Annotated in this window: 10 protein-coding genes; all 10 read left to right on the top strand. The window is 67.6% G+C overall.

Translation table 11 applies throughout. The annotated features are described in order from the left end of the window. Positions 1-217: 217 nt before the first annotated feature. The 10 genes from BKA15_RS13125 to vapC all read left to right on the top strand — a co-directional run bounded on the left by BKA15_RS13125 (position 218) and on the right by vapC (position 12,975). A complete protein-coding gene (locus BKA15_RS13125; RefSeq protein WP_312879001.1) occupies positions 218-1,855 on the top strand; it encodes an alkaline phosphatase D family protein in 1,638 nt (545 codons plus the stop codon). 155 nt (positions 1,856-2,010) lie between these two features. Beyond that, complete coding sequence (locus BKA15_RS13130; protein ID WP_179751400.1) at positions 2,011-3,045, top strand: LacI family DNA-binding transcriptional regulator; 1,035 nt, start codon at positions 2,011-2,013, stop codon at positions 3,043-3,045. Positions 3,046-3,192: 147 nt separating this feature from the next. Further along, positions 3,193-4,752 (top strand): ABC transporter substrate-binding protein, encoded by a 1,560-nt coding sequence (locus BKA15_RS13135; protein WP_179751402.1) that lies wholly within the window; start codon positions 3,193-3,195, stop codon positions 4,750-4,752. A 12-nt stretch (positions 4,753-4,764) separates the two neighbouring features. Continuing rightward, positions 4,765-5,757, top strand: coding sequence for an ABC transporter permease (locus tag BKA15_RS13140; RefSeq protein ID WP_179751404.1), 993 nt, complete (start codon positions 4,765-4,767; stop codon positions 5,755-5,757). Then, positions 5,754-6,647, top strand: coding sequence for an ABC transporter permease (locus BKA15_RS13145; protein ID WP_179751406.1), 894 nt, complete (start codon positions 5,754-5,756; stop codon positions 6,645-6,647). Before BKA15_RS13140 ends, BKA15_RS13145 begins: the two co-directional genes overlap by 4 nt. Before the next feature lies 1 nt (position 6,648). Beyond that, a complete protein-coding gene (locus tag BKA15_RS35505; protein ID WP_179751408.1) occupies positions 6,649-8,313 on the top strand; it encodes an ABC transporter ATP-binding protein in 1,665 nt (554 codons plus the stop codon). Positions 8,314-8,320: 7 nt separating this feature from the next. Further along, entirely contained in the window at positions 8,321-11,701 is a 3,381-nt protein-coding gene (locus BKA15_RS36855; protein WP_179751410.1) for a GH36-type glycosyl hydrolase domain-containing protein, read from the top strand. Positions 11,702-11,755: 54 nt separating this feature from the next. Next, a complete protein-coding gene (locus tag BKA15_RS13160) occupies positions 11,756-12,247 on the top strand; it encodes a YajQ family cyclic di-GMP-binding protein (RefSeq protein WP_179751412.1) in 492 nt (163 codons plus the stop codon). 126 nt (positions 12,248-12,373) lie between these two features. After that, positions 12,374-12,571, top strand: coding sequence for a type II toxin-antitoxin system VapB family antitoxin (locus BKA15_RS13165; protein ID WP_179751414.1), 198 nt, complete (start codon positions 12,374-12,376; stop codon positions 12,569-12,571). Further along, positions 12,571-12,975, top strand: coding sequence for a type II toxin-antitoxin system VapC family toxin (vapC, locus tag BKA15_RS13170; RefSeq protein WP_179751416.1), 405 nt, complete (start codon positions 12,571-12,573; stop codon positions 12,973-12,975). The genes BKA15_RS13165 and vapC overlap by 1 nt, the downstream gene beginning before the upstream one ends. Position 12,976 lies beyond the last annotated feature (1 nt).

The raw sequence follows: 12,976 nt of genomic DNA on the forward strand, positions 1-12,976 counted from the left end.
CGGTGAGAACAATAGCAACAGATCCCCCTGACTCCCAAAGCGGTTGTCCGCGCGTCACCCGGGCGCAACCGCAGTGTCGCCCGGGCCCCGGTGGTACGGCAGTCTGCCGCATCCGGTTGCCCATAGGACTGCCCGACTTCGGGCTCGCGTCACGTGGACCTCACACACGGCTGACGTACTGGCGAGTGCCAGCACCGCCGCACCCGCAGGAGTGACCGTGTCAGCCACCGAACTCAACTCTCCCCTGCCCACCCATCCGCAGCCCAACCCCACCGCGTCCCGGCTCAGCCGGCGCGGGCTGCTCGGCCTCGGCGGTGTCACCGTCGTGGCCGCCTCGAGTGTTGCCTGGACCAGCACCGCGGCCGCGAAGCCGCTGCAAGCAGACCCCTTCACGCTCGGTGTCGCGTCGGGCGAGCCGGCAGCGGACGGCGTCGTCCTGTGGACCCGGCTCGCCATCCAGCCGACCGCCCTGGATGGGCTGGGCGGCATGCCGTCGCGGCCGGTCGAGGTCGAGTGGGAGGTCGCGCTGGATCCGGGCTTCCGCCGGATCGCGCAGCGCGGCCGGATCGATGCCAAGCCCGAGCGCGCGCACAGTGTCCACGTCGAGCTCCGCGGCCTCCGGCCGAGCAGCGAATACTGGTACCGCTTCCGAGCCGAGCGGTACGTGAGCATGATCGGCCGCACCAAGACGGCGCCGGCGCCGGGGCATCAGAACAAGGAGATGACGTTCGCGTTCGTCTCCTGCCAGAACCTTCCGGCCGGCTACTTCAACGCCTACGAGCACCTCGCGGCCGAGCAACTTGATCTTGTGGCGCATCTCGGCGACTACATCTACGAGGGCGTCGGGGCGTCCCAGCTGCCCGGTCGCTCGCACCTGCCGGCTGCGGAGATCTTCAGCCTCGCCGACTATCGGGTACGGCACGCGCAGTACAAGACCGATCCGTACCTGCAGGCCGCGCATGCCAGCGCGCCGTGGGTCGCCGTACCGGATGATCATGAGGTCGAGAACAACTACGCCGGCGCGATCAGCCAGATCGACACCGAGCCGGATCAGGACCCGGCCGTGTTCCTGGCCCGGCGCGCCGCCGCCTACCAGGCCTATTGGGAGCACCTGCCGTTCCGGCGCAGTTCGATGCCGAAGGGCCCGGACATGCAGCTGTACCGGCGGCTCCCGTACGGGACCTTGATCGACTTCGACCTGATCGACACCCGGCAATATCGGGCCGACCAGGTGGAGCCGTGCCCGGGTGACTGCCCGGCACGCTGGGATCCGACCCGGACGATTCTCGGCGACCGCCAGGAGGACTGGCTGATCGGCGCGCTGTCGAAGACGCGGGCCACCTGGAAGATCATCGGGAACCAGTCGGTCACCTTCGACGCCGACGGCACCACGGGCGAGGGCGTCTCGTACAGCACCGACAACTGGATGGGTTACGCCGGTGCCCGGCAGCGGCTCTACGAGCGGATCGCCGACCGTGGCGTGAAGAACTTCGTCGTGATCACCGGCGACGCCCACCGCAGCGCCGCCGCGAACCTCAAGCTCGACTTCCGTGACCAGAGCTCCTACACCGTCGGCACCGAGTTCCTCGGCACGTCGATCAGCTCGGGCGGCAACGGCACCGACCTGGACAACCGGGCCCGGATCTGGATGGCCGAGAACCCGCACGTGAAGTTCGGCAACGTGCAGCGCGGTTATCAGCGGGTACGGGTTCGCCGGGACGCCCTGACCGTCGACTACCGTGTGGTGCCGCACGTGACCACCGAGGGCGCCCCGATCTCCACCAGGGTAAGCCTTTCCGTCGAAGCCGGTCGCGGCGGGGTCGCCGACATCGAGGACGGCAAGCCAATCTCCTGATCACCCAGCAGTAGTTCCCCTGAGCCTGTCGAAGGGTCCGCTTGGCTCGGCCCTTCGACGGGCTCAGGGTGCGTTCACGTCGACGGGACCTTCACAACCCCGCATCCCCTCCTGTACTGTAAGCGCTTACAGTCTCAACGCGGAGGTGGATCGACATGGCCGAGCGCGGGCCGGAAGCGGCGACGATCTACTCCGTCGCGCAGCGGGCCGGAGTGTCGATCGCCACCGTGTCGCGGGTCCTCCGCGGCGTCGACACCGCCTCCGCGAAGACCCGGGACAAGGTGCTGGCGGCCGCCTCCGAGCTGGACTACGCGCCGCAGAACTCGGCCCGCAGCCTGGCCAGCAAGCGACACCGGGCCTATGCGGTGCTGATGAGTGACACCACGGGCCCGTACTACTCCGAGCTCCTGATGGGCTTCGAGGCCGTCGCCTCGACCGCCGACGAGAGCGTCATCGTGGTCACCTCGACGCCGGACCTGGACGTCACCGCCATGCTGACCAATCTGCGCGGCCGGGTGGACGGGGTCATGATCGCGCCGAGCGCCGCGGACGAGGCGACCCAGGCCAAGATCATCAATGCCATGCCGACCGTGTTGGTCGGCATGGATCCCTTGCCCGGTTCGGATCTGGTGCACAGTGAGAACACCACCCGCGCGACCGAACTGACCCGGCACCTGCTTGTCGATCATGGTCGCCGCAACCTGTTGTTCGTCGGCGAGCCGGACGGCGCGGCGGACGTCCGGGCCAGGTTCGCCGGCTTCCAGGCCGCGCATGCCGAGGCCGGTCTCCGGCCCAAGGCACCGCTGCTGACCCACGGCGCCAACGAGGCGATCGGCCTCGCCATGGTGGACAAGATCTATCGTCGCCGCGCAGGCGTGGACGCCCTCGTCTGCGCCAACGACGAACTCGCGTTGTCGATCATGTACGGGCTCCGGCTCCGCGGCATCGGCATCCCGGACGAGCTGGCCGTGGTCGGCTGGGACGACGTGCCCACCGCCCGGTACGTAGAGCCGGGGCTGACCACGGTCCGGCAGCCGGTTCGCGAGATGGGGGCCCGCGCCGCGGAGGTGCTGCGGGACCGGCTGGCCGGCGCACCGGTCGGCGAACCGCACCAGCTGCCCACCGAGTTGATCATCCGCGCCTCCTGTGGTTGCCCGCCGCAGAACTTCCTGGCATCCGACGCGCCGTAGCGTCAGAACTGAAGGGGAACGATCATGAAACTGTCCCGCACCGTCGCTGGAGCCATCACCGCCCTTGCCCTGGTCATGACCGGGTGCGCCAACATCGGGCGTGAACAACCCGCTCCCGGCGGCGCCAGCCCGGGTGGAGAGGAGAAGATGATCTCCGAGCTCATCCTGCCGCTCGACATCCCGGGCGCCATCACGTCCGAGTCGCTGGCGAATTACAACCCGCTGGCGCCGACCAACATGGCAACCGACCACATCTTCCAGACGCTGATGATCCGGAACACCTTCACCTGCGAGGCCGAGCCGCTGCTGGCCACGGGGTATGAGTGGACCGACCCGAAGACCCTGGTGATCACGCTTCGTGAGGGCGTCAAGTGGAGCGACGGAACCCCGTTCACCGCCGACGATGTGGTCTGGAACCTCGAGGCCCGCAAGAAGTATCCCGCCACAGACACGGCCGGCCTCTGGAAGGACATCCAGGGCGCACCGGCCACCGGTGTCACGGCCGACGGCAACAAGGTCACGGTCACCTTCGCCGGGCCGGCGCCGCTCAAGATCGACACGATTCTCGGTGAGCGGATGTACATGGTGCCCAAGCACATCTACGGCGAGGTCGGTGACCTCACGAAGTACGTCGACAAGGATCCGGTCGGCACCGGTCCGTTCAAGGTGGGCAGCTTCAACGGCCGGCGATTGGTCCTGGATCGCAACCCGAGCTACTGGGGTGCCGACCAGATCAAGATCGAAAAACTCCGGTTGGAGGGCAAGTTCGATGACACGAATACGGCGGCGTTGAAGCTGCGCGACGGCAGCCTTGATGTCTACCAGGGCGACATCCCGAATCCGGAGAAGTCGGTCAAACTGGACGGTGTCGTCGACTATTACTACGCCCCGGACGGCACCACCGTTGTGGTCCCGAATGGTGACCGCGATGTGACCGGCGATCCGAAGTTCCGTGAGGCGCTGGCGTACGGCACCAACAAGGAGGAGGCCACCCAGAAGGCGACCTACGGCGTGATGGAACCGGCGAGCCAGACCATGCTGAAGCTGCCGATGCAGGCCGCCGACCTGCCGGCGAAGTACGCGGCCGACGGCGGCAAGATCCCGTACGACCCGGAGAAGGCGAAGCAGCTGCTGGACCAGGCCGGCTACCGGCTCGGTCCGGACGGGAAGCGGCTGGGCAAGGACGGCAAGCCGATGTCCTTCGTGTTCAGCGTGCAGGCCGGCTGGATCGACTACATCGCCCTGGTCGACACCGTGGTCCGCAACTGGAAGGCGCTCGGCATCGACATCAAGATGGTCGCCACCGACCCGCCCGCCGTCGACTCGATGAAGAAGACCGGCGACTTCGACTTCATCCTCGAGTACGTCCACGGCGGCTGCCAGCGCAATCGTGATCTTGGATCTCGATTGGACTCCAAACAGATCGCCGACGGCAAGGAGAACACGCCGAACCAGGCCCGCTACCGCAATCCCGAGATCGATCAGCTGCTGAGGGATCTCGATCAGACCACCGATCCGGTCGTCCTGAAGGCCGGGGTGGAGAAGATCATCGACATCTACATGACCGAATTCCCCTACCTTGCGCTGAACTACGCTCCGGGTCGGATCGACTACCGGTTGGACAAGGCGGTCGGCTGGCCGTCGGCGGAGAATCCGTACCCGACGGCCATGATCATGGTCGTGCACAGGCTGCGACCGAAGCAGTGATCGGGCACCGCCATGAAGTACTACCTGGCCAAGATCGGCTACTTCCTGCTCACCGTGTGGGCGGCGATCACGCTGAACTTCTTCATCCCACGGCTGCAACCCGGCGACCCGGCCGAGCAGATGGTACGGAAGCTGCAAACGACCCAAGGTCAAGATCTTGATCCGGCCCAGGTCGAGGCGGTCCGGGTCATGCTCGGCATCCCCAACACCAGCCTCTGGGAGCAATACCTGGCCTACTTCGGCCAGCTAGCCCGGGGCGACTTCGGAATCTCCTTCATCTACTACCCCTTCCCGGTGATGCAGGTGATCGGCGAGGCACTGCCTTGGACCATCGGTCTGGTCGGGGTCACCCAGATCCTGGCCTTCGTGATCGGCGTTCTGCTGGGGGCGTTTGCGGCCTGGCGGCGCGACGGGGCCTTCGACTCCATCGTGTCGCTCGGTTCGACCTTCATCGGCAACCTGCCCGGCTTCTGGATCGGTTTGTTGATCTTGAGCCTGCTCGGCTTCCAGCTCGGTTGGTTCCCGACCCAGGGCGGCTGGGGCAGCTACACCGAACCGGGCTGGAACGGGCTGTTCATCGCCGACGTGATCGCGCACTCCTTCCTGCCGGCGCTGTCGCTGATGGTCACCGCGCCGATCGGGTTCATCCTCGGGATGCGCAACACCATGGTGCAGACACTGGGCGAGGACTACATCCGGCTCGCCCAGGCCGCCGGACTGCCCGAACGCCGGATCGCTCTCGGGTACGGCGCGCGGAACGCACTCCTGCCGAGCGTGACCAGCTTCGCCCTGTCCCTCGGCGCGCTGATCGGCGGAACGGTCATGATCGAAGCCATCTACGACTTTCCCGGCATGGGGCGGCTGCTGGCCGATGCGGCCAACAACCGGGACTACCCGCTGATGCAGGGCGCGCTGCTGTTGATGATCTTGGCCGTACTGCTGGCCAATCTGATCGCCGATCTGCTGTACGGCGTGCTCGATCCACGGGCCAGGAGGGCATCATGACCGAGGCCGAGACCGCTACGGCCATCAAGGAAGCCCGGCTCGCCAAGCCGCCGAACTGGTTTCAGATCATCTGGAGCAGCGGCAAGGCCCGAGTCGGATTGATCTTGCTCGGCCTGTTCGTGATCATGGCGATCGCCGCTCCCCTGCTGTCGCCGTACGACCCGCAGGACGGCTCGTTCGAGCAGCTGCTGCAGCCGAGTCTCGAGCATCCGATGGGCACCACCTCGCAGGGCTACGACATCTTGGCCCAGTTTCTGTACGGCGCCAGGTTGTCGTTGCTGGTCGGTCTGCTCGGCGGCGGCTTCGCCACGGTGCTCGCGGTCGTGATCGGACTGATCTCCGGCTACACCGAAGGCACGGTGGTTGATCATGCGCTCTCCTTCGTCACCAACCTGGCGCTGGTGGTGCCGATCCTGCCGTTGATGATGGTGATCGTCGCCTACAGCGAGTCCCGCGGCCTGGGGCTGATGGTGTTCGTCATCGGCGTGACCAGCTGGGCCGGTGCCGCCCGAGCCAAGCGCGCCCAGATCATCACGCTGCGCAGCCGCGAGTTCGTCACCGCCGCCAAGTTCTCCGGCGAGGGCACCTGGCCGATCGTGTTCCGGGAGATCATGCCCAACATGACGTCCTTGATCGTCTCCGGCTTCATCGGCGCGGCCACCGGCGCGATCGCTGCCGAGGCCGGGCTGAGCTTCCTCGGCTTCGGCGATCCGCAGACCGTCAGCTGGGGACAGATGCTCGCGTTCGCCCAGCAGGCCGGCGCCCTGGTCCAGGGCTTCTGGATCTGGCTCGTCGTGCCGGGCCTCGCACTCGCCGTGTTGATCACCGCGCTGACGTTCGTCAACTTCGGCGTCGACCTGATCAGCAACCCGCACCTGAGGGAGAACTGACATGCCAGCGTTGCTCGAGGTGCAGGGCCTCACCGTCGAATACCGGCCCAGGCTGCATCCACCGCTGACCGCGGTGGACGACGTCTCGTTCACCCTGGCGGACGGCGAGTTCGTCGGGCTGATCGGCGAGTCCGGTTCCGGCAAGACCACGCTCGGCACCGCCGTACTGCAGCTGCTGAAGCCACCCGCGCACGTGACCGGCGGCGCGATCCGGTTCGACGGCAAGGATCTCACCGAGCTCACCCCGGAGGGTCTGCGCGAGGTGCGCTGGCGGGACCTGTCGACCGTGTTCCAGAGCAGCATGAATTCGCTCAATCCGGTGGTCCGGATCCAGACGATCTTCACCGACGTGATGCGCGCTCATACCGACTGGCCGCAGGCCAAGATCAGGAACCGGTCGGTCGAGCTGCTGGAGATGGTGCAGATCGACCCGCGGTTCCTCGACGCCTACCCGCACGAGCTGTCCGGCGGCATGCGGCAGCGGGTCAACCTGGCGCTGGCGCTGGCCCTGGAGCCGCGGCTGGTGCTGCTGGACGAGCCGACCACCGGGCTCGACGTGCTGGTGCAGCGGCGGATCCTGGACAACATCCGTGATCTGCAACGCCAGCAGGGCTTCGCGGTGCTCTTCGTCTCGCACGACCTGGGCACCGTCCTGGAAACGTCGGACCGGATCATGATCATGTACGACGGCAAGATCGTCGAGACGGCGACCACGGTGGAGCTGCTGGCCGGGCCGAAGCATCCGTACGCGCAGGAGCTGCTCGGCTCCTATCTGGAGACGTTCAACGAGACCCAGCACGACCCGCCGCCCGCGGAGCAGCGGAAGACGATCATCGAGGTCATCGGCGTGCGGCGTCAGTACAGTCGACGGCAGGGTCTCCGGTCCACGCCGGTGATCGCGGTCGACGACGTGTCGTTCAGCCTGGCCGCCGGCGAGGTGACGGCCCTGGTCGGCCAGAGCGGCAGCGGCAAGAGCACGCTGGCGAAGTTGATCACCGGCATCGAGAAGCCGAGCGGCGGCAGTGTCCGGTTCCACGGTGAGCACGAGGTCACCGAGGTCGCCCGGTTGCGCGGCGCCGGGATGCGCGAGTTCCGGCGGGCGGTGCAGTACGTGTTCCAGGACCCGTACGCGGCGCTGAACCCGGCGCGGACCGTCGGCTACTACCTGACCCGGCCGATCCGGAACTTCGGCGGCGCGGACCGGACCCGGCTGCGCGGCGCCGCGGTCACCGAACGTGCCCTGGAACTGTTGCAGGCCGTGGGTCTGACGCCGCCGGAGCGCTACCTCGGCCGGTTCCCGTTCGAGCTGTCCGGCGGCCAACGGCAGCGGGTGGTGATCGCGAGGGCCCTGGCGTCGAACCCGAAGCTCCTGATCGCCGACGAGCCGATCGCCAGCCTCGATGTGTCGATCCGGGCCGAGATCCTCGAACTGCTGAACAGCCTGGTCGACACGCACGGCGTCGGCATCCTCTACATCACCCACGATCTGCTCAGCGCGAAGATGCTGTCCGATCATGCGCTGGTGCTCAACGAGGGCAGGCTGGTCGAGTCCGGTCCGGCCGCGGACGTGATCAACAACCCGAAGGATCCCTACACCAGGAAGCTGCTGGACGCGATCCCGCAGCCTTCGCATCGGAAGGACGTCAGTGCCTCACTCGGAAGCTAGCCGGTCAGTGCTCGATGCCGGAGGCGGACTCACGGCGGAGGTGTACGGGCACGGCGGCCTGGGCTGGCTCAGTGCGGGCGATCTCCGGCTGAACCTCTACCCGGCGAGCGAGGTCGAGCCCGGCCAGCTGAACCTCTGGCTGCGGATCCACACCGGCGACCGGGCCGTCCCGTACCCGTTGCTCGGGCCGGGAACCGGCGCGACCGTCCGTCGCGGCAGCCGTTCCATGATCATCACCGGAACCGGTGGCGGACTGGACTACCGGGTGTCGTTCCGGCTGGCTCCCGACCGGCCGGCCTGGGTCTGGACGGTCGAGCTGACCAACCCGTCGGCCGAGGCGATCACCGCCGACGTGATCATGGCCCACGACGTCGGAATGGCGAGCCACGGCGAGGTCCGGGCTTCCGAGCTCTATGTCAGCCAGTACGTTGATCTGCAGCCGCTGCACCATCCCGAACACGGCTGGACGTTGGCCGTGCGACAGAATCAGCCGCGCGGCGGCCGGATCCCGTGGCTGATCCTCGCCTGCACCGGCCGCGCCACCGGCTATGCCACCGATGCCCTTCAGCTGTACGGGCTCGAGGGCCGGATCGACGGGCGGGTGCGCGGCCTGGAGCGTCGGGAACTGCCCAGCGCCCGGCTGCAGCACGAACATGCCCTGGCCGTGCTGGGCGCCGAACCTCGGACTCTGGACCCCGGAGCCGACCACACGGTGGCCTTCATCGGAGCCTTCCGTGATGATCATCCCGACGCGTCCTCCGCATCCGATCTGGCGACCGTCGACCGCGCCGTCCGAGAGGTCGCCGGCGTGGCCACTCCGGCCCTTCGACAGGCTCAGGACACGATCGCCTGGCGGGCGACCACGGCGGCCTCGACGCTGTTCGCCCCGGTCCGGCCTGCCGTGGTTCGAGACCTGAGCGAAACGGAGATCACCGAGCGCTACGGCGACACTCTGAGCCTGGTCGAGCAGGATGATCAAGCCCGGACGTTGTCGTTCTTCGCCGGACCGCAGCAACACGTCGTGCTGGCCGCCAAGGAGCGCGCCGTGCTCCGGCCGCACGGCCAACTGCTGCGGACCGGCGACCGGCTGCTGCCGGATCCGGCCGGGCTGACCGTCACGACCTGGATGAACGGCTCCCCGCTGTCGTACCTCACCCAGGCCCACGCCAGCAGCAATCGGCTGCTGACCACCACCCGCGGCTACCTCGGCCAGCTTCGTGATCATGGGCTGCGGGTGTTCGTCGAGTTGGACGGTGCCTGGCGGCTGCTCGGCCTGCCGTCGGCGTACGACTTGAGCCCGGACCGGTGTCGCTGGACGTACCTGCTCCCCGGCGACGACGGCGAAACGACGCTGACGCTGACCACGGTGGCACTCGCCGATGATCACACCGTGACGCTCGCGGCGGAGCTGATCGGCCCGGCCCGCCGCTTCCTGATCACCGGACGGTTGGCCACCGACGGCGACGACGGCCGCACCGGGACTCAGGCGACGATCGACCGCGACGGAACCGTGATCACGATCCGCCCACCGGCCGGCAGCGCGCTGGCCGACCGCTACCCGGACGGCGGCTTCACCGTGACCCTCGGCGACACGCTCGCCGACGCCGAGCTCACCGACGACCGCGCGCTGCACGAGGACGGCCGGTCCCGCGGCGACCAGCATCTCACCATGATCACCGGTCCGGTCGGCCGTTGGTCGCTGTCGATCACCGCCTCCCTGACCACATCGCCGCCTGAGCCTGTCGAAGGGCAAGCGACCTCGGGCCCGGTCCTTCGACAAGCGCAGGACACGACATCGTTCTGGAGCGAGCTCGCTGCACGCACCGCGATCAGCGGCAACGGAGCGGCCGGGGTCGAGCGGCTGGACCACGCCCTGCCCTGGATGATCAAGGACGCGCTGGTGCACTACCTGTCGCCGCGCGGGCTGGAACAGTCCACCGGCGGCGCCTGGGGCACCCGCGATGTCACGCAGGGTCCGGCCGAACTGCTGCTGGCGCTCGGTGCCGACGCCGAGCTGCGGCAGCTGTTGATCATGCTGATGGGCGCCCAGAACCGGGACGGCGACTGGCCGCAGGCGTTCGGCTTCTACGACGAGGACCGCGACTTCCGGCACTCGCCGCCGCACGGCGACGTGATCTTCTGGCCGGTGCTGGCGCTGGGCCGCTACCTGGAGACCACCGGCGACGCCTCACTGCTGGACACCGAGGTGGCCTGGTTCGATGATCAACAACCGGCGACCGTGCTGGACCATGCGTTGATCGCCCTGGCGACCGCGGGTGACCGGGTCCTGCCCGGCACCGTGTTCACCGCGTACGGGCACGGTGACTGGAACGACTCGCTGCAGCCGGCCGATCCGGCGATGGCCGACGAACTGGTCAGTTCCTGGACCGTCACACTGCATCACCAGACCCTGCACACCCTGGTTAACGGGCTGACCGCGGCCGGGCGGACCGACCAGGCGGCGGACCTCCAGCGCCAGGCCGAGAGGATCGCGGAGGCGTTCCGGCGCGAGTTGATCATCGACGAGACGCTGACCGGCTATGCCCGGTTCGGGAACGCCAGGCGGACCCAGGTGCTGGTCCACCCGAACGACACCGAGTCCGGGCTGACGTACAGCCTGCTGCCGATCATCCATGCCCTGATCGACGACCTGCTGGACCCGGCGCAGGCCGCCCACCACGTCCAGTTGATCAAGGACCGACTGCTGGCTCCGGACGGTGCCCGGCTGTTCGACGCTCCGGTCCGCTACGCCGGCGGGATCATGACCCACTTCCAGCGTGCCGAGACGGCCACCTTCGTCGGCCGCGAGATCGGGATCATGTACACCCACGCTCATCTGCGGTACGCCGAGGCGATGGCCCGCTGGGGCGACCCGGACGCCGTCTGGGCCGCGCTGCAGCAGGTGATCAACATCGCACCCACCGAGTGGATCCCGAACGCCCGGCCCCGGCAGGCCAACACCTATGCGTCCAGTTCGGACGCCGTCGTCGCCGACCGGGTCGAGTTCGCCGACCGGTACGCCGACGTGATGGCCGGACGGATCGAGGTGGAGGGCGGCTGGCGTACGTACTCCAGCGGGGCCGGGATCTTCGTCCGGCTGGTCCGCGAAGCCCTGCTCGGACTGCGTCGCCGGGCCGACACGGTGGAGATCGATCCCGTGCTGCCGGTCGAGTTGGACGGGCTGACCACCACCCTGCGGCTGGCCGATGATCATCGGCTGACTGTGGTCTACCGGGTCGACAAGGTCGGCTACGGACCGGTCGAGGTGCGCCTCGACGGCGCCCCGCTGCCGGCGGCTCGGCTGACGAATCCGTACCGGACGGGTGGGTTGGCGGTCCGGCGCGCCGACCTGCCGCACGGCTCGACGATCGAGGTCATCATCCCGTAGCGGCACCAGTACTAAGCTCAGGTCCCGCAAGGACCCGATCGTTGGAGGTACGCCATGGCCGCGGACAGCTCGTTCGACATCGTCAGCAAGGTCGACCGGCAGGAGGTCGACAACGCCCTGAACCAGGCGGCGAAGGAGATCCGGCAGCGGTTCGACTTCAAGAACACCGACGCCAAGATCGAATGGTCCGGTGAGGTGATCGAGATGGAGGCCGTCTCCGAGGAACGCGTCAAGGCCGTCCTCGACGTGTTCCAGTCGAAGCTGGTCCGGCGCGGCGTCAGCCTGAAAGCGCTGGACGCCGACGAGCCGCGGTCCTCCGGGAAGCTCTACAAGATCAGCGCGACGATCACCGAGGGGATCAGCCAGGAGAACGCCAAGAAGGTCTCCAAGATCATCCGCGACGAGGGCCCGAAGGGCATCAAGGCACAGATCCAGGGCGACGAGCTGCGGGTCAGCGGCAAGAAGCGGGACGACCTGCAGGAAGTGCAGCGGCTGCTCAAGGAGAAGGACCTGGATTTCGCGATCCAGTTCACGAACTACCGGTGACGCCGGCACGCCAGACGATCAACGTCCGGACCTGATCACCGACCCGCTCGACGACGACCTCGGGATCCCGCTCACAGTGACTACGACCATCCCATGTGTAGACTCTTGTGTAGGGAGGTGCACACGATGGCGACGAATCTTGCGATCGACCCGGAGCTGCTCGATCGAGCGCTGCGGGTGAGCGGAGAATCCACGAAGAAGGCGGCCGTAACGCTGGCCCTCGAGGAGTTCATCGCGAGACGGGAGCAACGGCGCATTCTGGATCTGGTGGGCGCCGTCGATTGGGATGAATCCTTCGACTACAAGTCCGAGCGCTCGCGCTGATGACCCTGCTGGTCGACACCAGCGTGTGGTCGCTCGCCCTGCGAAGGGATCCGCCGGAGCTCGGTCCGGAGGTTGACCACCTGGTCCGTACCTTGGCCGGACCAGACCTGATCGTCACGACAGGTCTGATCCTTCAGGAGCTCCTGCAGGGTGTCGTGCGGCCCCGATCTCGCGCCGACATTCTGGAACGATTTGCATCCATGCCGGTGATTCAGCCGGACCGCGACGACCACATACTGGCGGCCGATCTGCGCAATCTGTGCCGGCGGTCCGGCGCCCAACTCGGAACGGTCGACGCCGTGATCGCGTACCTGTGCATTCGACACGATTTGACGCTGCTCACCACCGACCGGGATTTCATCCATGCGGCCAGGCATTGCGAACTCCGTGTGTGGAAGCCGTAAC

It is taken from the genome of Microlunatus parietis (assembly GCF_013407955.1).
Lineage (GTDB): Bacteria > Actinomycetota > Actinomycetes > Propionibacteriales > Propionibacteriaceae > Microlunatus > Microlunatus parietis.